The organism is Nocardioides agariphilus (assembly GCF_015352445.1).
Classification (GTDB): Bacteria; Actinomycetota; Actinomycetes; order Propionibacteriales; family Nocardioidaceae; genus Nocardioides; species Nocardioides agariphilus.
The window spans coordinates 142,512-165,370 of sequence record NZ_JADKPO010000008.1; the positions used below are offsets into that span (position 1 = coordinate 142,512).

Consider the following 22,859-nt stretch of genomic DNA (forward strand, 5'->3'; position numbering starts at 1 on the left):
TGGCGTACCCCTCTGGCTGCGATGGTGGCGGTATGGGATTCGACGACAAGATTCAGAACAAGGCCGAAGAGGCCGCAGGCAAGGTCAAGGAAGAGGTCGGCGACGCCACCGGCAACGAGAGCCTCGAGACTGAGGGCAAGGCCGACCAGTCCGAGGCCAACGTCAAGCAGGCCGGCGAGAAGGTCAAGGACGCCGCCGCCGACGTCAAGGACGCGTTCAAGAAGTAGGCCAAGCGCCTCGACCACCGAAGCGCCTCGTGATCAGCGCTGGGTACGGCGGGCGATGCCTTCTCTCTTGGTGTCGTCCATGGCCACCTCGTACGCCGTCACCAGCGACGCGATGGACAGCGGCTTGAGTCGCTCGACCACGTCGCGCAGGGTCTCGGGCGGCGCGCCGGACTCCTTGTACGCCGGCCAGACGAGCTTCTTGAACACCGCGTAGAGCTCCTCGGCCACGGCGCGTCCGTGGGCGGCGTACACCTCTGCGGCGGCCTTCGCGGCCTCGGGTGGGAAGCCGTTGTCGAGCAGGCCGATCCCGACCGAGAGGTGGGCGACCGCGACGCGGTAGCGGCCGTGTCCGGCCGGCGTCACCACCCCGAGGGTGGTCAAGACGGCGAGGTCATCAGCGCTCAGTGCGCGTCCCGCGCGGGTGTCGAGCTCCTCGCGGGTCATCTGCGCGGGAGGTTCGGTCTGCCAGGGAGCGAGCATCGTGCGGTGCAGCGCGATGTCGCCGGGCGTCGCGGTCTCGGGGATGCCCGCGACGTACTTCTCGATGGCAGCAAGGGTGAACCCGTGGCTCTGCAGGTCCTGCACCAGCTCGAGCCGCGCCACGTGGTCGGCGGTGTAGAAGCCCGACCGGCCGCGGCGGATCGGCGGCGGCACCAGGCCGCGTGAGCTGTAGAACCGGATGTTGCGCACCGACATGCCGACCCGGTCGGTGAGCTCGTCCAAGCTGAGCCAGTCCGGGGGCCACTCGGGGGGAGGTGTGACCGCATCCACACCCTTGTCGTTGACCACCATGACAGTAAGAGTGTCACAATCCCAGGTATGGCCGAAGCATTCGTGTACGACCACGTCCGTACTCCGCGTGGCAAAGGCAAGGCGGTCGGTGCACTCCACGAGACCAAGCCGATCGACCTGATCGTCGGCGTCCTCGACGAGATCAAGGCCCGCAACCCGAGCCTCGACCCGGGACGCGTCGACGACGTCGTGCTCGGTGTCGTGTCGCCACTGGGCGAACAGGGCGGCGACATCGCCAAGACCGCCGCGCTCGCCTCCGGCTTTCCCGAGACCGTGGCCGGCGTCCAGCTCAACCGCTTCTGCGCCAGCGGCCTCGAGGCGGTCAACCAGGCCGCTGCGCGCGTGCGCTCGGGCTTCGAGGACCTGATCCTGGCCGGCGGTGTCGAGTCGATGAGCCGGGTGCCGATGGGATCCGACGGCGGTGCGTGGGCAGCCGACCCGGCCACCGCGCTGACCACCGGCTTCGTGCCCCAGGGCATCGGCGCCGACCTGATCGCCACGCTCGAGGGCTGGAGCCGTGAGGACGTCGATGCCTACGCCGCCGAGTCGCACCACCGCGCGGCCAAGGCCTGGGCCAACGGCTACTTCGCGGAGTCGGTCGCCCCGGTCAAGGACCTCAACGGTCTGGTCATCCTCGACCACGACGAGCTGGTCCGCCCCGACACCAGCGTCGAGGGGCTGGCCGGGCTCAAGCCGTCGTTCGCCGACATCGGCCGCGACGCCGGGTTCGACGACGTCGCCTTGGAGAAGTACCACTGGGTCGAGCGCATCGACCACGTGCACCACGCCGGCAACTCCTCGGGCATCGTCGACGGTGCCGCGGTGATGGCGATCGGCAACGAGGCGGTCGGGAGCGAGCTCGGCCTGACGCCACGGGCCCGCATCCTCTCGGTCGCCGTCTCCGGCGCCGACCCCACGATCATGCTCACCGGCCCCGCTCCCGCATCACGCAAGGCGCTGGCCAAGGCCGGCCTCGACGTCGACGACATCGACCTGTGGGAGATGAACGAGGCCTTCGCGGCCGTCGCGATGCGCTTCATCAAGGACATGGGCATCAGCCACGAGGTCACCAACGTCAACGGCGGCTCGATCGCCATGGGCCACCCCCTCGGCGCCACCGGAGCGATGATCCTCGGCACGCTCATCGACGAGCTCCAGCGCCGCGACCTGCGCCGCGGCCTCGCGACGTTGTGTGTCGGCGGCGGGATGGGGATTGCCACCGTCGTCGAGATCGTCTGACCACTCGCCCCGCCCGCGGGTTTCGAGACGGTCGCTGCGCGACCTCCTCAACCAGCGGGCTCTCCACCAGGAGTCACTGATGACAACCAGCACCGACCAGCAGACCGCCGTGCGCTACGACAAGGACGCCGACGGCATCGTCACCTTGACCCTCGACGACCCGACGGCCAGCGCCAACACCATGAACGAGCTGTTCCAGAGCTCGTTCAAGGTCGCGGTCAACCGGCTCTACGACGAGCTGGCGGCCGACCCGGACTCGATCACCGGTGTCGTGGTGACCAGCGCCAAGAAGACCTTCTTCGCCGGCGGCAACCTCTCGCTGATGTCGCAGGCCCGGCCGGAGGATGCGCCCGTCCTGTTCGCAGAGGTCGAGGCCATGAAGGCCGACATGCGGCGGCTGGAGAAGCTGCCCAAGCCAGTGGTGGCCGCCATCAACGGCGCAGCGCTCGGCGGCGGCTACGAGATCACGCTGCTCGCCCAGCACCGCATCGTCGTCGACGACCCGAGGGCCGAGGTCGGCCTGCCCGAGGCATCACTCGGCCTGCTGCCCGGCGCCGGAGGCGTCACCCGTGTCACGCGCATGCTCGGCATCCAGAGCGCACTCATGGACGTGCTGCTCCAGGGCACGCGCTACAAGCCCGCGGACGCCCTCAAGAAGGGTCTGGTGCACGAGCTGGTCGCCACCCGTGAGGAGCTCCTCCCGGCTGCCAAGCAGTGGATCCTCGACCACCGCGACGATGCCGAAGCCGCACTGAGCCCGTGGGACCGCCCGGGCTACAAGATGCCCGGCGGCTCGCCGAAGTCCCCCGCGCTGGCGGCGTTCCTGCCGGCTTTCCCCGCACTTCTTCGCCAGCAGACCAAGGGGGCCGACTACCCGGCGCAGCGCGCGATCCTGTCCGCTTCGGTGGAGGGCGCGTCGGTCGACATCGACACCGCGTTGCGCATCGAGACGCGCTACATCACCAGCCTGATCGTCGGCCAGAACTCCAAGAACATGATCCAGGCGTTCTGGTTCGACCTGCAGGCGATCAACGCCGGCAGGCTCCGCCCCCAGGGCTACGACACCTTCCGGGCCACCAAGGTCGCCGTGCTCGGCGCCGGGATGATGGGTGCGGGCATCGCCTACTCCTGCGCGCGATCCGGCATGGACGTCGTGCTGAAGGATGTCTCGCTCGAGGCGGCCGAGCGGGGCAAGGCCTATTCCGAGAAGCTGCTCGACAAGGCCATCTCGCGCGGCAAGTCGACCGAGGAGAAGAAGGCCGAGCTCCTGGCCCGCATCACGCCGACCGCGGACCCTGCCGACCTGGCCGGCTGCGACCTGGTGATCGAGGCGGTGTTCGAGGACCCGACCCTCAAGCACCAGGTCTTCGCCGAGGTGGCCGCGCACGTCAACGCCGACGCACTGCTGTGCTCCAACACCTCGACGCTGCCGATCACCGAGCTCGCCACCGGTGTCGACCGGCCGGCCGACTTCATCGGTCTGCACTTCTTCAGCCCCGTCGACAAGATGCCGTTGGTCGAGATCATCAAGGGCAAGCAGACCTCCGACGCCGCCTTGGCCAAGGCCTACGACGTGGTGCAGCAGATCCGCAAGACGCCCATCGTCGTCAATGACAGCAGGGGCTTCTACACCTCGCGCGTCATCGGCTTCATGATCAACGAGGGCCTCTCGATGCTCGCCGAGGGCGTGCACCCGATGTCGATCGAGCGGGCCGCCACGCAGTCCGGCTACCCGGTCGGCCCGCTCCAGCTCTCCGACGAGCTCAACATGGAGCTGATGACCAAGATCGCCAAGGCGACCGCGGACGCCGCCGCGCGCGACGGGCTCGACTACACCCCGCACCCCGGCGACAAGGTCGTCGAGCGCATGGTCGCGCTGGGCCGACCCTCGCGGCTCAAGGGCGCCGGCTTCTACGAGTACGACGAGAGCGGCGCCCGCACCCGGATCTGGCCGGGCCTGGCCGAGGAGTTCCCACCGAACCCTGATCCCGAAGGGGCCGTGCCCTTCCGAGACGTCAAGGACCGCATGCTGTTCCTCGAGGCGCTCGAGACCGCCAAGTGCTTCGAGGAGGGTGTGCTCACCTCGGCCGCCGCCGCCAACATCGGCTCGATCATGGGGATCGGCTTCCCGCCCAACACCGGCGGTGCCGCGCAGTTCATGACCGGCTACCAGGCCGCGTCCGGAGCGGTCGGGCTCAAGGAGTTCGTCTACCGTGCCGACGAGCTGGCCGACACGTACGGCGAGCGCTTCCGGCCGTCGGCCTACCTGCGCGGCCTCGCCGACAGGGACGAGTCCTTCCCCGCTTGAGGACGCTTCAGGAGGCGGGTGCGATTGCCTGTTGCGCACGGGGTTGCGGTGTGCGCAACGGCGCTATCGCGCGAAGGTAAACGCCACTAGGTTTCGCCACACGGTCGCGGCGGTGGGAGCCGCGCCAGGGGAGGGAATCCAACATGGCTCGTCGTGCACGTCCACTTCTCTCGGTCCTGATAGCCGGCGCGTCCATCGCGCTGGCAGCCGCCGGGCTCAACGCCGGTGGAGCGGCGCAGGCGGCGCCACGCACCAAGCCGACCAAGGTCGTCATCATCGTCGTCGACGCACTCAGCAAGGAGATCGTCGACAAGTACGACATGGCGAACGTCAAGAAGCTGATGGCCGACTACGTCGACACGCCCAACGGCTACCTGGGACACACCGGCTCGGTGACGGTGGTGACCCACAACGTGATCACCTCGGGCCTGCTGCCCAAGCACACCGGCTGGACGACCGAGGGCTACCGCGACGTCGACAACATCCTGCCCGACGCCAAGCCCACGAACGCGGGCGACAACCTGTTCATCAGCAGCGACTGGGGCAAGGACCAGATCTACGCCGTGCAGAACTACTACGGCTACCCCAAGCTGGCCGACTACCTCAGCCAGACCGGCACGGTCGCCACGATCAGCCCGAAGGTCTACGCCGCCTACGCGTACAGCGGCGACGCCAGCGACATCGTCATCACCTTCGGCAGCGCGAACTGCCCCGAGCCCTCGACCGGCGCCGAGGACGGCCACATCTACGGCAGCCTGCGCGGCCCGACCGGGGTCGGTGTGCCGTCGTACATCACCGGAGCGACCTGCGGCGGCCGCTACTACGTCGAGCGCAACAAGGTCTACGACACGGGCAAGCTGCCCGCCGTCATGTACCCCACCTCGGACAACCGCTACGTCGTCGGCGACAACGACGAGCACCTCGGTGGTGACATCTGGGCGACCGACGCGGCCCTCGACGTGATGGACCACGAGGACTGGAGCGGCATCTTCCTCACGCTTCCGGGCGTCGACAAGGCGGCCCACATGTGGGGCGGCGTCAACGACCCCGGTCCGACGGGCCTCGACGGCGTCGAGCTGACCCACGTGGAGTTCGCCGCCAGGACTGCCGATGAGCAGGTCGGTCGGATCATGGACAAGCTAGAGGCGGACGGCGAACTCGACAACACGCTCGTCGTGCTCACCGCCGACCACGGATCGGTCGCGGTGCACACCCCGCCGAACGGCACCGAGACGGACCCGCACTTCCACGGCACGGTGTGCAATGTGGCCGAGTGCGGGTTCAACAACTGGTACTACGGCGACGTCGAGAACGACGCGTACCTCACCCCGCAGGCCTCCTTGCAGCCGCTCGTCGCGACCGACAACGTGGGCTTCTCCTACAACGACTCCGGGATCCAGACCTGGCTGATCGACCAGTCGCCGGCCAAGAAGAACGAGGCGGCGGCCATCATGGCGAACATGCCGGACGTCACCGCGGTCTGGCGCAACGACGGTGACCACTTCACGCGGGTCTCGCCCATCCGCTACGACCTGATGACCACCAAGGCCGAGCGCAAGTGGTTCGACCAGCACGCCCAGGAACTGGTGGACACCCAGGCCGCGCCCTACGGTCCCGACCTGGTCGCCACCTTGGCCGACAACACGACGTACTCCGTCGCGGGCGACCACGGCGGCATCCAGCGTGCGGCCCAGCAGATCCCGATCGTGTTCGCTGGCGCAGGCCTGGGGAGCCGGGACGTCATGGCGCCCGTGCGGTCGGTCGACATCATGCCCACCATCCTCAAGGCGATGGGCATCACGCCGACCGCTGCGATGGACGGCGTCGCCTACCCGCTGCCCAAGTAACGCTCCGCACCCTGCGGTCTCTCCGTTAACCTCCTGGCTCGGGCCAGAGGGTTGACGGGGAGGTGCCGATGATCGCCGACGTCCTGGTCCTCGTCGTGCTGGTCGGCGCCTTCGTGGGGGCGATGTACTACGTGCGCGGCCGTGCTCTGGAAGCTCAGAAGGAGCCGTCGCCGTACACCGATCTCCCGCTGCCGCCCTCCGCCGCATCCGAGTCGGGCCTCGTCGCTGCGCCGCTGCCACCACCGGCCGATCACGGGAGAGCGCTGCAGGCCTCGCGCGACCAAGCGGTGCTGCTGCGCCGTGACTTCCCACCGCGGCCCGGTTCGCTCGACCGCTGGGGCGGCGTACCTCTCGTGCCGCGCGGCTTCACGTGGCCGTTCTTCGTCGCCGACGACGGCGCCGAGCGCGCGTTGCACTGCCTGCTCCAGCTGGACTGTGCCTCGATCCCCGAGCGAGGCCGGCTCGGCCTGATGCCCGACCACGGCATGCTCTACGTCTTCCTCGACCTCGACCGGCACACGCACTGGAAGTGGTCGGTGCGCTACGAGACCGGCGACCTCGCCGACTTCGTGCCCGCGAAGGTGCCTGCGTCCCTGCCCTGCGCCTACTCCGACCGCCGAGCGTGGGTCTGGCCCCAGCGCGACGAGGACTGGCCTCGGCTGCTGCCCGAGTGGAGCATCGACCCCGTGCTCCTCACCGGCGGCAGGCCGAGAGGCGTGGAGGACGAGTCGTCCGACGGGAAGCTCGACTTCTGGCCCGGCACGATCCCGGTCCCCGAGCGCCTCGAGGAGATCGAGGGTGCGGTCGTCTCGTCGCGGTTCCACCACAACGCCTACGACGACACGGGCGCGCTGGTAAGGCCGTACGCGACCTTTCCCCACGACTGGCAAGCCGTGCGGATCACGATGGGTCACGCATCGCGGCAAGCCGACCGTCAGCACCTCGACAACCTGGTCGAGCGAGGCGAGACGACCGAGGCCGAGGCCGTCGACTACCTGGCCCGGCTGCGGCAGGGCGTCGACTCCTGGTCCCGGCTCGCACAGGCCGAGGAGCCGTGGACGCCACTGACGTCTCAGGAGCGCGACGCGGTGTGGCAGTTCCTCCTCGATCACCAGGCGGTGGTGCTCTTCGGCCTCACCGAGGCCGTCAACGAGTCCGTCGAGGCCACGCTGTCGGGCAGCCCCCTGGCCGAGGAGATCCTGCCTCCCGAGGCGCTCGACCCCGTGCGGATCCGCCATGCCCTGGGCGTCCGCTCCGACGACGGATCGGTGGCGTTCGCGTCGAGCACGGCTCGGATGCTGTGCGCACCGAGCTACGTGCAGGGCGACGCGGAGGAGCGCATCTCCGAGTGGCTGCTCCTGCTGGAGCTGGCCGAGTCGCAGCCGATCGGGCACCTGTTCGGCGAGAGCGTCTACCAGTTCTGGATCCGGCCGGGCGACCTCGCGGCTCGTCGGTTCGACCTCGTGCAGCTGACGGCGTCGGCGTACTGAGGCTCTCGATGGACGTGGACCTCTTCGTCGGACTGCCGGTGAGCGACCTCCCACGCGCGCTGGCGTGGTACCCGCTCCTGCTCGGAGACCTGGAGTCGTTCGACCCCAACGACACCGAGCGGGTCTGGACGCTGGCCGAGCACCGTTACGTGTACGCCGTGCTGGAGCCGGAGCGGGCCGGCGGCGCGATCGTGACGCTCTTCGTCGACGACCTCGGCTCCTTCGTCGAGGCCGCGGCCGCGCGCGGGATCGAGCCGACCCAGCGAGAGACCTACGACAACGGGGTCCGCAAGGTCACCTACCACGATCCCGACGGCAACGAGATCGGCGTAGGCGGCGGTCCCCAGCACCGGTCGGCTTGCCCAAACCACTGACCGATCAGCGTTCGGCAGGCAGAATTCTCCGGGTGAGCCCCCAGCCCGTCGTGGACATCCGTGGTCTCCACGTGCGCTTCGGCGAGGTGGAGGCGGTCGCGGGCATCGACCTGCAGGCATACGCGGGCCAGGCGACCGCGCTGCTCGGGCGCAACGGAGCCGGCAAGTCGACCACCATGCGGGTCCTTGCCGGGTTGGTGCCGCCGACAGCCGGCACGGTCGAGGTCGACGGCCTCGACATCGGTCGGCACACCCTCGCGGTCAAGCAGATGACCGGCTACTGCCCCGACGTGGGCGGACTGGTCCCTCGCGCCACACCGTGGGAGCACCTCCAGCTGTCGGCCAAGCTGCGCCGCCTCGACTCCTGGGAGGACCGCGCCCGCGACCTGCTGGAGCGCTTCGAGCTCGGCGGGGTCGCGCACCGGATCACCGGCGGCTTCAGCCACGGCATGGGCCGACGCCTCAGCGTGGTGCTCGCCGCCCTCCACGAGCCGCGCCTCCTGCTGCTCGACGAGCCCTTCGACGGGGTCGACCCGATCGGTGTGGAGGCCACCATGGACGTGATCGCCGACGCCCGGGCCCGCGGCGCCTGCACGATGGTCTCCACTCACCTCAGAGAGCTGGCCATCCAGGCCTGCGGCGAGGTGCTGGTCCTGCGCGGAGGGTCGCGGGTCGCGACCGTCGGCGCCGCCGAGATGGCCGGTGAGGAGGGGGCCCGTGCCTACCGGGCTCTCCTCGACTAGCGCCGCGTCCCCGGCGGCCCTGCACCCCACGAGCATCCAGGCTGCCCGCCGGGCGGTCGCCGACGTCGCGCACCTGGTCCGCTTCCGGGTCGGCACCGTACGCCGGCGCCGGGCCCTACGGATCGCCGTCGGCATCCTCGTCGGGATCACCGTCGCCGTCTGCACCGTCCCGATGGCGCTGCCCGACACCCGGTCCAACGACGTCCTGATCGTGATGCCGACGGCCTTCGCGGCCTTCCTGCTCCTCAACATCGTCTCCGGTGTCGCCTCGGGCGGCGGCCGTGAGCTGCTCTCCCGCGAGCAGGGCGTGGCCTACCCCGTCAGCCCGACCACCGACCACCTGGGTGCTCTGCTGATGGCGCCCCTCAACATCGCGTGGCTGCTGCAGGCCTGGACCATCCTGGGCAGCGCGGCCTACGCGCTCCCGGCGTCCGCCGTGCCGGCGGCGCTGATCACCTGTCTGCTCTGGTTCGTGGTGTCGACCAGCGCCGCACAGGTCGTCGCCTGGACCATGGAGGCCATCCGACGCCGCGCGCACGGGCGCTGGGTCGTGCGTGCGCTGGTCGGCGCCTGCGCGGCCGGCGCGGCGTACCTCCAGCTCACCGACCAGCTGATCGACTTCCTCGACCGGCTGCCGACGCTGTGGCTGGTGGCCCGCAGCCTCGACGGCTTCACCGCCTCCTGGCTGACCGGGGTCGGGTTCGAGCTCGTCGTCATCGCGGCCACGGTCGTCCTCGGCGCCGTACCCGCCCACCTCGCCGCGAAGCTGCCCTCGCGTGACGAGGCCAAGGTCGAGGGCGGTGCCTACCCCGTGCGCAGGATGCCGCGGACCGTCGTGGGCATGCTCGCCAGCATCGACCGCGCCTCGGTCTGGAGGTCGGTGCCGATGCGCCGCGGCATCACCGTGCTGGCCGTGGGCCCCGGCATCGTGGCCATCCTCGGCAACATGTCGTGGACCAACATGACGATCCTGCCCGGACTGGTCGCCTCGGGTGGCGCGCTGCTGTTCGGCGTCAACGCCTGGTGCCTCGACGGTCGCGGCCTGCTGTGGCGGGAGAACCTGCCGGCGCTACCCGGACAGGTCTTCGCCGCCCGGGCGTTGGTGCTCGCCGAGTTCGTGCTTGCGGCGTCGTTGGTCACCTTGGTGATGGCCTCCCTGCGCGCAGGCGTCCCGAGCGCCTCGGAGCTGGCGGCGATGCTGATGCTCGTCCTCGTGGTCACCTTGCAGGTGCTGGCGGCCGCGTTGCGATGGTCGGCCCAACGCCCCTTCCCGGTCGACATGCGCTCGGCCCGCGCCACCCCCGCGCCCCCGGTCGTGATGGTCGGCTACTCGGCCCGGCTCGCCCTCTCGACCACCTTCACCGGTCTGCTCTTCTCGACGCTCTCCCGCTTCCCCGACTGGCGCCTGTCCCTCCTCTTCGCCGTCCCCCTCCTCGCCTGGTCCGGCTTCCGCTTCGCTCGCACCGCCCGCCGCTGGCAGGACCCCGTCGAGCGCTCCCGCGTGGTGATGGCGGTCGCTTCGTAGGCATCGCCAGATCTCCTGGCGATCACCCGCACTACGCTGCCCGGCATGGACTTCTCGCCCTCCCCGCGGGCTGCCGAGCTGACCGATCGGGTGCGGGACTTCATGGCGAGCGAGGTCGATCCCGTCGAGCCGGACTACCACCGGGACCTGGCCGCGGCGCGCGAGACGGGGACCCAGTGGACCCCGCTGCCCGTGCTCGAGGACCTGAAGGCCAAGGCGCGCGCTCGGGGCCTGTGGAACCTCTTCCTCCCCAAGGAGCATGCGGGCCCGTACGCCGCCAGGTTCGGCACCGACGGTGGCGAGGGTCTGTCCAACGTCGACTACGCGCCGCTGGCCGAGCTGATGGGCCGTAGTGCGATCGCGCCGATCGTCTTCAACTGCAACGCTCCCGACACCGGCAACATGGAGGTACTCCTGCGCTACGGGTCCGAGGCCCAGCGCCAGGAGTGGCTCGAGCCGTTGCTCGACGGCCGGATCCGGTCCGCGTTCGCGATGACCGAGCCGGATGTGGCGTCCTCCGACGCCACCAACATGGAGGCGACCTGCCTGGTCGACGGCGACGAGGTCGTCGTCAACGGCCGCAAGTGGTGGACGACCGGAGTCGGCCACCCGGACTGCCAGGTGTTCGTCTTCATGGGGGTCACGGACGCGGACGCCGACCGTCACCGGCGCCACTCGATGGTGCTCGTACCTCGCGCCGCCGCCGGGGTGAAGGTCGAGCGAATGCTCTCGACCATGGGCTACCAGGACGAGCCGATCGGACACGGCGAGGTGTCCTTCACCGACGTTCGCGTACCTCTCGCCAACGTGATCTCCGGGCCTGGCCAGGGATTCGCGATCGCCCAGGGGCGGTTGGGTCCCGGTCGGATCCACCACTGCATGCGGCTGATCGGGCTCTGCGAGGTCGCCTTGGAGCTCGCGATCAGACGAGGCACCAGCCGTACGGCGTTCGGCAAGCGGCTCGTGGACCTCGGCGGCAACCGCGAGCGCATCGCCGACGCCCGCATGGCCATCGACCAGGCCAGGCTGCTGGTGCTGAACGCCGCGTGGAAGCTCGACCAGGGCGGCCCGCTCTCCGCCCTCAGCGAGGTCAGCCAGATCAAGGTCGTGGTGCCCAACGTCGCCCAGCAGGTGATCGACTTCGCGATCCAGCTCCACGGTGGCGGCGGCATGTCCGATGACTTCCCGCTCGCGATGGCCTACGTCAACGCGCGGACCCTCCGGCTCGCCGACGGACCCGACGAGGTGCACCGCGGCATGGTCGCCCGACTCGAGCTCGCCAAGCACGCATGAGGATCCTGGTCACCGGCGCGGCCTCCGGTCTCGGCGCGGCGCTCACGAAGGCCTGGCGGGAGCGCGGTGACGACGTGCTCGCCACCGACCTCGGCGGGGTCTCGACAAGCCCGACCGACCAGTGGCCGCTCGACGTCACGTCCGACGACGACTGGGCCGCCGCCTACGCCGAGGTCGAGCGGCGCTGGGGTGGCCTCGACATCCTGGTCAACAACGCGGGCGTCGCGGGCGGCGGACGCCTCGACATGGCGACCCTCGACGAGTGGCGCTGGATCACCGAGATCAACCTCTACGGCGTGGTGCGCGGCACCCGGACGTTCGTGCCGATGCTCAAGGGCCAGCGGTCCGGTCACATCGTCAACGTGGCCTCGCTGGCCGGCCTCGTGCATCCCGCCGGCATGGCGTCCTACAACGCCGTGAAGGCAGCGGTCGTCGCGCTCACCGAGACCACCGGCCACGAGCTGGCGGCCTTCGGCGTCCGGGCCAGCGTGGTGTGCCCGTCGTACTTCCGCACCAACCTGCTCTCCTCCATGCAAGGGGCCGACACCGCGCTGGCCGGCGTCATCGCCCAGCTCGTCGAGAGCTCGTCGCTGACGGCCGACGACATCGCCGCCGCCGTCATCGAGGGCGTCGACCGCGGCGACGAGCTGATCGTGCCCGACCAGCCTGCGCGTGACGCGTGGGCGCTCAAGCAGCACGACCGAGCCGCCTACGACGCCGTGATGCGCGCGCAGGCCGCCAAGCTGGTGAACACCGTCGGATGAGCACCCGCGACGACAGCCGACCGGTCCGCGAGGAGGACGCCTTCGACGTCGAGGCGGTGGCCACCTGGCTGCGTGCGCACGCCCAGCAGAACCATCTGACCTACGACCTCCGGGGCACCCCCGAGGTGCGGCAGTTCCCCGGCGGCGCCTCCAACCTGACGTACTTGTTGGAGTGGGACTCTCAAGACCTCATCTTGCGTCGCCCTCCGGTCGGCGCCAAGGCCAGAGGGGCCCACGACATGGGCCGCGAGCACGACATCCAAGCGGCGCTGGCCCCGGTGTTCCCCTACGTCCCCACGATGGTCGGTCTGTGCCGCGACGAGTCGGTGATCGGCTCGGAGTTCTACGTCATGGAGCGGCTCGAGGGCACGATCCCCAGACGCCGCTTGGGTTTCGTGGCATCTCCGGACGAGATCGCCACCTTGTGCGAGCGAGCCTGGGACGTGCTCGTCGACCTCCATGGCGTCGACGTCGCGACGATCCCGGCACTAGCCGCGCTCAACCGCGGCGAGGGGTACGTCGGTCGGCAGGTGGCCGGCTGGACGGACCGGATGAGCCGCGCCCGCACCGACGACCTCGGCGACTGGTCGCCGATCACGACGTGGCTCGACGTGCACCAGCCGCCGGACCGCGGCCAGTGCCTGATCCACAACGACTACCGGTTCGACAACCTCGTCCTCTCCCCGGACGACCTACGCGTCACGGGTGTCCTCGACTGGGAGATGGCCACCGTGGGCGACCCGCTGATGGACCTCGGCGGTGCGCTCGCCTACTGGGTGCAGGCCGACGACGACGAGTACTTCGGCCAGTTCAGGCGCCAGCCGTCCCACGAGCCCGGCATGTGGTCGCGCTGGCAGATCGTGGAGCACTACGCGGCCCGCTCGGGACTCGACGTCACCGCGGAGCAGTGGCGGTTCTACGAGGTCTTCGGCCTGTTCCGCCTGGCGGTGATCGCCCAGCAGATCTGGTTCCGCTACTTCCACGGGCAGACCCACAACGAGGCCTACGCCGTCTTCGGGCCGGCTGTCGCGTACCTCGAGCAGCGCTGCCGCCGGATCCTGGAGGGCTGAGCTGTGGGGCAGATCCTCCTGGTCCGTCACGGGCAGGCCTCCTTCGGCGCCGCCGACTACGACGTGCTCTCGCCGGTCGGCGAGCAGCAGGCACGTGCCACCGGAGCCGCACTGAGGACGCTGCGGCCCGACGTGGTCGTGCACGGCGTCATGCAGCGCCAGCGGCGCACCGCTGAGCTCATCGCCGAGGCCGCCGGCTGGGATGTCGTGCTCACTGTCGAACAGGCGTGGGACGAGTTCGACCACCTGGCCATGCTCGACGCGCAACCCCAGGACTACGACGGCCAGCCGGACGAACGGCAGTTCCAGGCGTGGTTCGAGAAGGCCACGCGCCGCTGGCTCTCGGGTGACCACGACGCTGACTACGCCGAGTCGTGGCCGGATTTCCGCGACCGCGTGCTGGCCGGTCTCGGCGCCCTCGGTGACGGCACGACCGTGGTGGTCACCTCCGGTGGTCCGATCTCGATCGTCGTGGCCCACCTGCTCGCCTCGCCGGCGGCCTACGAACGCATCGCGCCCGTCGTCGTCAACGCCTCGTTGACCAAGGTCGTCCTCGGCTCTCGCGGCCGGACGCTGGTGTCGTTCAACGAGCACGGCCACCTGCCGAGCGAGCTCCTCACCTATCGCTAGTGGTCAGTTGGTGATGCTCACGTTGAAGTTCTTGGGGTAGGCCAGCGACGGGTCGTGCCCGCGCGCCTCCATCGCCTGCTGCACCTCGTGGAGGCGGGCGAGCCAGTCGAGCATGACCTGTCGGCCGGGACCGTCGAGCGCCATGGACTCGACGTGCGAGTCGAAGAGCATGTTGAAGGGCCGCCAGGTCAAGAACAGCGTGGTGATCAGGTCGAACGCCCGTAGCTGGTCCATGTGCTCGCCCGACTCCGGCACCACCGTCGGCACCAGGTAGCCGAAGGTCCCGTAGTCCCAGATCACGTTGTTGAGCAGGTCGTGCTCGACGGTCGAGAGGTGGATCACGGTCGCGCAGACGCGGGTGACCCAGTCGCGCGTGAGCCCGCCGTCGGGCCTGGTCAGCGGGTTCGGCAGCAACGCATCGAGCTCGTCGGCCCACGCCGAGAGGGCACGGTCGGCCCGGACCGCTGCGTCGTCGGGGTAGTAGAGGTCGACGTACGCCGCGACGTAGGCGAGGTTGACCCGCCACAGCTCGAGCACGTTGTCGCGGTAGGGATAGGCGAACGGCGTCTGCGTCGTGCCGCGCCGGGCGAACTGCTGGCCAGGCTCGAGATCCCAGAAGTCGTAGGCCTCCAGACGCCGGGTGGCGAGTGTGGAGACTCCGGCAGCCGTGTGCGAGAACAGCGTGACGGCGAAGCTCAGCGGGTCGGCGAGCTGGCCGCTGACGTTCTCGCGGTTGCCGATCAGCAGGGTGTGGAAGGTGTGCTGCAGCACGCGACGGATGGGATGCCGCGGCGAGAGGTGGTTGGTCGTGGCGATGCACATGTCGGTGAGCACCACGTTGTGGAGTCCCAGGTTGTGCCGGTAGGTCGTCATCTCCTCGTTGAGAGCGGCCACGAAGGCGCGACGCGCGAGTCGCTGGTCGACGCCATCGGGTCGCAGCACCGTGCGGGTGCTGAGCACCCCGTCCGTGACCGACAGCACCGCCTTGCCGCCTGGCCGCATGAGACCCGGGTGGACCTCGTGGTCGAGGTGGTCGGAGAGGTCGATGACGTACTCGCCCTCGACAGCCTCGCCGGCGGCCACATCGTCGGGTGAGGCGAGCCGCAGGAACGACCCGAACGGCCCGCGCACCGCCAGGGCGGCGATCACGTCGATCTCGTCGGGGTCGCCGGCGAGCTCGGGCGGGAGGGTCGGAGCAGGCCAGGTCTTGCGGTACGCCGGGTGGTAGACCGCGTCGAGGAACTCCTGCGGGTCGGTGGGCACCGGCGGCGTCGTTGTCGGTGCCAGCCGCACCAGCAGTCCACGCAGTGTCGACCGTGTACGAATCAGCCTGCGTCGCTTCTGGGCATCGTCGGTCGGCATGAACGAGCTGGGCACTCGCACGCCGGGCAGGGACAGGTGGGGGAAGAGGTCGTCGTGCGCGACGTGCTCGACGGTGGTGTCCAGCGGCTGCGCCAGAGGGATGACCGGGTGGGTGGCGAACCCCTTGGTCATGAACCGCGCCACGATGCCCCGGTACACCGAGAACCGCACGTTCTCGAGCATGTTCCCAGGGTAGTCCTCGGGACTACGCTGGGGCCTCTCGCGACCTTCTGGGAGTGGCCATGGCCCTTCGTGATACCGAGCTCTCCGTCGACGATGCTGGCGGGCACGCGGCCGTCAACGAGGCGATCGGCATCGCCCGGGGCGAGCACCAGGACGAGATCTATGCGCGCTCCTACGCGCGGGTGCGCGACCACGGTGCGTGGCAGGACCCGCCCGACCTGGCCCCGCCGCCCCCGGGCCCGACACCTGCACGCGACCGGCTCAGGCCATTGAAGGTCGGCTTCGGTCGGGCCCTGGGGGCGGTCGGCTCGAAGGGCTTCCACCTGGTCACGAGTGGACTGGCCCGCAACATCGACGACGAGATCTGGACCAACTGGTACCGGACGGGCGCCCGGCTGCCGAGGTCACTCGCACGCTATCCGCAGCTGCTCAAGCTCGGACGGATGCGCGACACCCTCTTCGAGAACAACCTGCAGCGCACCTATCCCGAAGGCATCAAGACGGGGTACGCCGAGGGGCACACGCAGGTGCCTGAGTTCGCCCGCCGCTGGCGGACCGCCGACGGCACGTGGAACGACCTGCGTCCCGATGCCGATGGACGGATCGACCCGATGGTCGGGGCGGCCTACACGCGCTTGTTCCGCAACCTCGGCGACGACCAGGGACTGGCCGGCGTACGGCGTCGCGAGAACCCCGCGACCAACCCGGTCAGCGTGCGCGAGGTCAGCCGCAAGCTGCTGGCAGCCAAGGGACCTCGGCTCGAGTTCCCCTACCTCAACCTCTGGGGCGCCGCCTGGATCCAGTTCCAGAACCACGACTGGATCAGCCACGGCACCAACCACGCCACGCACATCGACCAGATCCCGCTGGCCGATGACGACCCACTACGCCAACGCGGGATCGACCACATCGAGATCCGCGCCTCGATGCCGGACCCGACCCGCCACCCGGAGGACGAGGGACTGCCCGACACCTTCCTCAACGAGGTGACGCACTGGTGGGACGGGTCGCAGCTCTACGGCAGCGACTGGGATACGCAGCACTCGCTGCGCGAGCACGCCGGCGGCCGGATGCTGCTCACCGATGACGGCCTGCTGCCGGTCGACCAGGAGACGGGTGCCGAGCGCACCGGCTTCATGCGCAACTGGTGGGTCGGGCTGGCGATGCTGACCACGCTCTTCGTCAGGGAGCACAACGCGATCGCCGCGATGCTCGCCGAGAAGCACCCTGACTGGGACGACGAGGCGCTGTTCCAGACGGCGCGGCTGGTCAACGTCGGCACCATGGCGCGCATCCACACGCTCGAGTGGACACCGGCGATCTTGCCCAACGAGGCGCTGTTGCACGGCATGTACGGCAACTGGTTCGGCCTGGTTGGCGAGGTGCTCAACGGCCGCAAGCAGGTGCTGGAGGACATCCCGATCACGAGCCGCGAGCTCGGCGGCATCGTGGGCAACGTCCAGGGCGAATGCCCGCGCTACGGGCTGGCCGAGGAGTTCGTCAGCATCTACCGCCTGCACTCGCTGCTGCCCGACGAGGTGCGGATGGTCGACCTGGACGGGCAGCCGCTGGGCAGTGTCCCGACCGGAAGGACGCGGCACGCTCAGTCACCCGCTCTCCTCGCGCAGTACGGCCTGGATGCGCTGGCGCGCACGTTCGGAGAGCAGTCGGCCTGCCAGCTGGTTAACAACAACTACCCGGACACGCTGCGCGACATCACCGTGCCCGGCCACCCGGTCGCCGACCTCGCGGCCTTCGACGTCTACCGCGACCGCGAGCGCGGAGTGCCCAACTACAACCAGCTGCGGCGCGAGCTCGGGCTCAAGCCGATCCGCACCTTCGACGACCTCACCGACGACCGCGACTGCGTGGCCACGCTGCGTGAGGTGTACGGCGTCGACGGGGCAGGCCGTGACCGGGTCGACGACATGGACCTCCTCGTCGGCACGCTGTCGGAGGGTCACCGGCCGACCGGCTTCGGGTTCGGCGAGACGCTGTTCCAGATCTTCATCATGAACGCCTCACTGCGCCTGCTGGCCGACCGCTTCTTCACCATCGACTACCGCGCCGAGGTCTACACGCCGGAGGGACTGGCCTGGATCGACAACACCCGCTTCAAGGACGTGCTGCTGCGGCACCTGCCCGCGCTCGCCGACACCGGGCTGGCCAACGTCGACAACGCCTTCGAGCCCTGGGACCTTGGCCGTCTCGACCCCGCCCGCCACCCGTTGCGCGCCTGGGACAAGAAGCGCAAGGACCCCTGGGCCGGCGACAGTCTCACCGCTGGTTGAGGAGGGCGCGCCAGCGCCGCGCCTGCTGGTTGAGGAGGCGCGCCAGCGCCGCGCCTGCTGGTTGAGGAGGGCGCGCTGGCGTCGCGCCCGCTGGTTGAGGAGGGCGCGCTGGCGTCGCGCGCGCTGGTTGAGGAGTGCGCGCCAGCACCGCGCCCGCTGGTTGAGGAGGGCGCGCCAGCACCGCGCCTGCTGGTTGAGGAGGGCGCGCTGGCACCGCGCCTGCTGGTTGAGGAGGGCGCGCCGGCACCGCGCCCGCTGGTTGAGGAGGGCGCGCCAGCGCCGCGCCCGCTGGTTGAGGAGGGCGCGCTAGCGCCCGTCTCGAAACCCCGTGACGCCACCGTGAGCGTCACTGCCGGAGCACGGGCACCGAGCAGCGCCGACGAGGTCGGCGGTGAACAGCAACGCCGATCCTGCGATGACGCACGGGCTATACCAGCGCGCCGATCGGTGAGCCGTCGGCGCTACCACCACGTGGGGGACCGCCGCGCGTGTATACGTGGTATACATACCCGGTATCCACGGCCTGTCGGGGGCAGTGGGACGAGCCCATCGGGAGGCGACGGGGATGACCATCCGAAGTGCGCTGCTGGCGCTGCTGGAGCACAAGCCGATGTACGGCTACCAGCTGCGGGCCGAGTTCGAGCGGCGCACGGGGGCCACCTGGCCCCTCAACGTCGGGCAGGTCTACACGACGCTCTCGCGGCTCGAGCGTGACGGACTCGTCGAGGGCACGGGGGTCGACGAAGACGGACACGGGATGTACGTCGTGACGGCGGCTGGTCGTGAGGAGGCCGCGGCGTGGTTCACCACCCCGGTCGCCCGCAGCCAGCCGCCGCGCGATGAGCTGGCCATCAAGCTCGCCCTCGCGGTGACCGTGCCCGGCGTCGACGTCGGCACCGTCATCCAGCACCAGCGCTCGGCGACCATGACCGCCCTGCAGGACTACACCCGGCTCAAGCGGCAGGCCTCCTCCGGCACGGCAGACAGCGACCTGGCCTGGAGCCTGGTGCTCGACTCGCTGGTCTTCTCGGCCGAGGCGGAGATCCGCTGGCTCGACCACTGCGAGGCGCGGGTGCGCCGCGCCGCAGCCGAACGCGCCGACGACCCCGTAGCACCAGCAGCCGGCCCATCAGCGGGCCCATCAGCCGGCAACCCGTCGGCCGCGACCGTCGAGGAGGTCTCCCGATGAGCGAGGCGACCGTGCTCCACCTCGACCAGGTCTCCCGCATCCACGGCGAGGGCGCAACCGAGGTCCATGCCCTCCGGTCGGTGGGCTTCCGGGCCCGCGCCGGGGAGCTCGTGGCCGTGATGGGGCCCTCCGGCTCCGGCAAGTCGACCCTGCTGACCCTGGCCGGAGGGCTCGACTCGCCGACCAGCGGCGCCGTCTACGTCGAGGGCACCGACCTGAGCGGCCTCGGCAATGCCGGCCGCGCGCGGATGCGCCGTACGTCGATCGGCTACGTGTTCCAGGACTTCAACCTGATCCCGGCACTGACGGCCGCCGAGAACGTCGCGCTGCCGCGTGAGCTCGATGGCGAGCGTTCGGCCGCGGCCCGCCGGCTGGCGCGAGCCGCCCTGGCGGAGGTCGGTATCGAGGACCTCGCCGACCGGTTCCCCGACGAGATGTCGGGAGGCCAGCAGCAGCGGGTCGCGATCGCCCGGGCGATCGTCGGCGATCGTCGCCTGATCCTGGCCGACGAGCCCACCGGCGCGCTCGACACCACGACCGGTGAGGAGATCCTCAAGCTCCTGCGCTCCCGGTGCGACGCGGGTGCGGCCGGAGTCCTCGTCACCCACGAGGCCCGCCATGCCGCGTGGGCCGATCGCGTGGTGTTCCTGCGCGACGGCGTCGTCGTCGACGAGACCGGGGCCGACGAGGTCGAGACCCTGGTCGAGTCCGGCCACCCCGCCTGATGAGTGGCCTGATGAGTGGCCTGACGAGTGGCCTGACGAGTGGCCTGATGAGTCGGTGGAGGCCAGCGCTGCGCATCGCGCGACGCGACGCGCTGCGCCACCGGGGGCGCAGCATCCTGGTGCTGGTGATGATCGCGCTGCCGGTGCTCGCCGTCAGCGCGGCCGACGTGGTCTACCTGACCTCCGACGTCAACAGCGTCGAGTCCCTCGATCGTCGCCTCGGCGCCGCCGATGCCCTGGTGACGGCCCAACCCGGTGCGGGCAAGGTCCTCCAGGACTTCGACCCCAACTCGGGGTCGACGTCCGGAGCCGGCGGGTCTGATCAGGAGGCCACGTCCCTGGCCCAGGTGAGAGCCACTCTCGGTCGCGAGGTCCCCGCCACGGAGTGGGTCGAGACCCAGCTGAGCGTCGACACCGACCGGGGGGTCATCGACATCGGCGCCAACGAGCTCGACGTCTCCTCGCCACTGGCAGACGGCCTGTTCAAGCTCACCTCGGGACGTTGGCCGGCCGACGATGCCGAGGTCACCATCAACGCGGCCCTTGCCGTCAAGGGCTTCGCGCTGGGCGACGACATCACGATCCACGACGGCAAGACCCTGACCGTCGTCGGCATCGCCGAGTCGACCACCTCACGCAACTGGCCGCGGGCCGTTGCCCGGCCGGGCGCGCTCGGCGCCGACACCCAGGGCACGCACCAGTGGCTGATCGGCGGCGGAGCGGTCTCCTGGTCGCAGGTGCAGGCCCTCAACGCCGTCGGTGCGCTCGTCTTGTCCCGCGCGGTCATCGAGAACCCACCGCCCGACTCCGAGCGCCCGGCCGAGATCCGGTCCTGGAGCTCCGGCGTTGACGAGTCGGTGATCGCGGTGGTCGTCTTGATCGTCGTGATGGCGCTGCTCGAGGTCGTGCTGCTCGCCGGACCCGCCTTCGCCGTCGGCACTCGCCGCCAGGCGCGCACGCTTGCGCTGATGGCGGCCAGCGGCGGTACTCCGAGACAGGCCCGCCGCGTGATCCTCGCCGGTGGGCTCGTACTCGGCGGCACCGCGGCCGTGCTGGGCGTCGTACTCGGCATCGCCGTCGGGTGGGCACTGCTGCCCGTGGTGCAGCACTTCTCCGACTCGTGGCTGGGCCCGTTCGAGGTGGGTCCGCTGCATCTGCTGGCGGTCGCGGCGTTCGGCCTGCTCAGCGCCTTCCTGGCCGCCGTCGTCCCTGCCTGGCTCGCCTCGCGCCAAGACGTGGTGGCGGTGCTCGCCGGCCGCCGCGGTGACCGCAAGCCCGGCCTGCGCTCGCCGATGCTCGGCCTGGTGCTCGTCGGCCTCGGGGTCGCCGCGTCTGCGGCGGGCGCCGGTCAGCTGGGCGGTGGCAGCACCCTGATCGCCGCCTCGGCCATCGTGTCCGTCCTCGGCATGATCCTGCTGGTACCCGTCGTCGTGACCACTCTCGCGAGGCTGAGCAGGCGGCTGCCCCTCGTGGCCCGCTACGCCGTCCGCGATGCGGCCCGTCACCGCACCCGCACCGTCCCTGCGGTCGCCGCCGTTGCCGCGACCGTCGCGGGCGTGGTGGCGCTCGGGATCGGCAATGCCAGTGACGCTGCCGAGTCGGAGGCGACTTACCAGCCGCAGCTCGCGATGGGGATGGCCAGCGTCACGTCGTACGCCGAGGAGGGCGACGACCCGATCGACTGGTCGGCCTACGCCGACGCGATCCACCGTCAGGATCCTGGCGCGCGAGTGTCGGAGGTGGTCTCCTACGACGCCCCCTCTGCTGGCTCCTTCGTCGACGTCGAGCTCCGCCGACCGGACAGGCCGGAGCGCGAGATGTTCATGCAGAGCTACTCCGGCACGTTCGGCAACCTGCTCGTCGGACCCGACATGCTGGGTCTTGCCTCACCTGTCCGCGACGGCGATCTCGACGCGGCGCGGCGGACGATCCAGCAGGGCGGGATCGTGGTGTTCACCGACGCTCGCGTCGATGGCGACCGCGTCGTCGTGGGCGGCACTCGCTACAGCGACGACGGCTCGGACGACGACGCCCTCGAGCCGCTCCAGCTGCCCGCCTACTTCCTCCAGGTGCGGGGCTACGGTCCGGCCATGGCGGTGGTCGCCGATGGTGTCCTCGACCCACTCGGGCTGACCTCCTCCACGACGGGGCTCCTGCTCGACGCCCATGGGCTCAGCAAGGCCGACGAGGACCGGATCCAGGAGGAGCTGCGGGGCCTGGACAGCAATGCCTACCTCTTCGTCGAACGCGGCTACCAGGCCGACGACGCGACCCTGATCCTCTTGGGCATCCTGTTCGGCCTCGGCGCGGTCTTGATGCTCGGGGGCACCTTGACCGCCACGTTCCTCGCGCTCTCCGACGCGAAGCCCGACCTGGCGACGCTGTCGGCGGTCGGAGCGGCGCCGCGCACCCGCCGCGGTGTGGCGGCTGCCTACGCCCTGGTCGTCGGCGCCGTCGGCGCGCTGCTCGGCGCGGCGGTCGGGTTCATCCCCGGCATCGCGGTGACCTATCCGTTGACCTCGACGACCTACTACGCGAGCGGCCTCGACGCCGCCGGCGACCCGCTGCCCAGTCACTTCGTGGACATCCCCTGGCTGATGATCGTGGGCCTGGTCGTGGTCCTGCCGCTCGTGACCTCGCTGATCGTCGGGCTGACTGCCCGGTCGCGGCTTCCCCTGGTCGCCCGCCTGGACTGACCAATCGCCGGCCGTGTCCTTTCTCGACCAGCGAGGACAGCGGGACGCAGGTTGCCCGCCAGTTCTATGGGTTGGCACGACATGCATTGGCCGACAACCCATGGATTACCC

Annotated in this window: 18 protein-coding genes; 16 read left to right on the forward strand and 2 right to left on the reverse strand. The window is 70.2% G+C overall.

What is annotated here, in order from left to right; translation table 11 throughout:
* Window positions 1-32 precede the first annotated feature (32 nt).
* The gene (locus tag ISU10_RS08015; protein WP_194695848.1) at window positions 33-227 is read left to right on the forward strand and encodes a CsbD family protein; all 195 of its coding nucleotides are present in this window, start codon (window positions 33-35) and stop codon (window positions 225-227) included.
* A gap of 33 nt (window positions 228-260) precedes the next feature.
* Here the strand turns inward: ISU10_RS08015 and ISU10_RS08020 are convergent, their stop codons facing one another.
* Entirely contained in the window at window positions 261-1,019 is a 759-nt protein-coding gene (locus ISU10_RS08020) for a MerR family transcriptional regulator (RefSeq protein WP_194695849.1), read from the reverse strand.
* Between the two features lie 27 nt (window positions 1,020-1,046).
* Between ISU10_RS08020 and ISU10_RS08025 the strand changes: the two genes are divergently transcribed.
* From ISU10_RS08025 to ISU10_RS08075, 11 genes are all read left to right on the forward strand, one after another.
* Entirely contained in the window at window positions 1,047-2,258 is a 1,212-nt protein-coding gene (locus ISU10_RS08025) for an acetyl-CoA C-acetyltransferase (RefSeq protein ID WP_194695850.1), read from the forward strand.
* A 79-nt stretch (window positions 2,259-2,337) separates the two neighbouring features.
* Entirely contained in the window at window positions 2,338-4,566 is a 2,229-nt protein-coding gene (locus tag ISU10_RS08030) for a 3-hydroxyacyl-CoA dehydrogenase NAD-binding domain-containing protein (protein ID WP_194695851.1), read from the forward strand.
* 143 nt (window positions 4,567-4,709) lie between these two features.
* Window positions 4,710-6,413 (forward strand): alkaline phosphatase family protein, encoded by a 1,704-nt coding sequence (locus ISU10_RS08035; protein ID WP_194695852.1) that lies wholly within the window; start codon window positions 4,710-4,712, stop codon window positions 6,411-6,413.
* Window positions 6,414-6,481: 68 nt separating this feature from the next.
* Window positions 6,482-7,903 (forward strand): DUF1963 domain-containing protein, encoded by a 1,422-nt coding sequence (locus ISU10_RS08040; RefSeq protein ID WP_194695853.1) that lies wholly within the window; start codon window positions 6,482-6,484, stop codon window positions 7,901-7,903.
* An 8-nt stretch (window positions 7,904-7,911) separates the two neighbouring features.
* Window positions 7,912-8,277: a VOC family protein gene (locus ISU10_RS08045; protein ID WP_194695854.1), complete on the forward strand. Its 366-nt coding sequence runs from the start codon at window positions 7,912-7,914 to the stop codon at window positions 8,275-8,277.
* Between the two features lie 32 nt (window positions 8,278-8,309).
* A complete protein-coding gene (locus ISU10_RS08050; RefSeq protein WP_194695855.1) occupies window positions 8,310-9,020 on the forward strand; it encodes an ABC transporter ATP-binding protein in 711 nt (236 codons plus the stop codon).
* Window positions 8,995-10,545, forward strand: coding sequence for a hypothetical protein (locus ISU10_RS08055; protein ID WP_194695856.1), 1,551 nt, complete (start codon window positions 8,995-8,997; stop codon window positions 10,543-10,545). Before ISU10_RS08050 ends, ISU10_RS08055 begins: the two co-directional genes overlap by 26 nt.
* Window positions 10,546-10,590: 45 nt before the next feature.
* Entirely contained in the window at window positions 10,591-11,838 is a 1,248-nt protein-coding gene (locus ISU10_RS08060) for an acyl-CoA dehydrogenase family protein (RefSeq protein WP_194695857.1), read from the forward strand.
* On the forward strand, window positions 11,835-12,602 hold the full coding sequence (locus ISU10_RS08065) for an SDR family NAD(P)-dependent oxidoreductase (protein WP_194695858.1): 768 nt from the start codon (window positions 11,835-11,837) through the stop codon (window positions 12,600-12,602). The genes ISU10_RS08060 and ISU10_RS08065 overlap by 4 nt, the downstream gene beginning before the upstream one ends.
* Window positions 12,599-13,672 (forward strand): phosphotransferase family protein, encoded by a 1,074-nt coding sequence (locus tag ISU10_RS08070; RefSeq protein WP_194695859.1) that lies wholly within the window; start codon window positions 12,599-12,601, stop codon window positions 13,670-13,672. Before ISU10_RS08065 ends, ISU10_RS08070 begins: the two co-directional genes overlap by 4 nt.
* A 3-nt stretch (window positions 13,673-13,675) precedes the next feature.
* On the forward strand, window positions 13,676-14,302 hold the full coding sequence (locus ISU10_RS08075; protein ID WP_194695860.1) for a histidine phosphatase family protein: 627 nt from the start codon (window positions 13,676-13,678) through the stop codon (window positions 14,300-14,302).
* A gap of 3 nt (window positions 14,303-14,305) precedes the next feature.
* Here the strand turns inward: ISU10_RS08075 and ISU10_RS08080 are convergent, their stop codons facing one another.
* The gene (locus ISU10_RS08080) at window positions 14,306-15,847 is read right to left on the reverse strand and encodes a lipoxygenase family protein (RefSeq protein WP_194695861.1); all 1,542 of its coding nucleotides are present in this window, start codon (window positions 15,845-15,847) and stop codon (window positions 14,306-14,308) included.
* Between the two features lie 59 nt (window positions 15,848-15,906).
* Between ISU10_RS08080 and ISU10_RS08085 the strand changes: the two genes are divergently transcribed.
* The 4 genes from ISU10_RS08085 (at window position 15,907) to ISU10_RS08100 (ending at window position 22,748) form a co-directional block, all read left to right on the forward strand.
* Entirely contained in the window at window positions 15,907-18,138 is a 2,232-nt protein-coding gene (locus ISU10_RS08085) for a peroxidase family protein (protein WP_194695862.1), read from the forward strand.
* Between the two features lie 565 nt (window positions 18,139-18,703).
* Complete coding sequence (locus ISU10_RS08090) at window positions 18,704-19,327, forward strand: PadR family transcriptional regulator (protein ID WP_194695863.1); 624 nt, start codon at window positions 18,704-18,706, stop codon at window positions 19,325-19,327.
* Window positions 19,324-20,052, forward strand: coding sequence for an ABC transporter ATP-binding protein (locus ISU10_RS08095; protein ID WP_194695864.1), 729 nt, complete (start codon window positions 19,324-19,326; stop codon window positions 20,050-20,052). Before ISU10_RS08090 ends, ISU10_RS08095 begins: the two co-directional genes overlap by 4 nt.
* Window positions 20,053-20,099: 47 nt before the next feature.
* The gene (locus ISU10_RS08100) at window positions 20,100-22,748 is read left to right on the forward strand and encodes an ABC transporter permease (protein ID WP_194695865.1); all 2,649 of its coding nucleotides are present in this window, start codon (window positions 20,100-20,102) and stop codon (window positions 22,746-22,748) included.
* Window positions 22,749-22,859 lie beyond the last annotated feature (111 nt).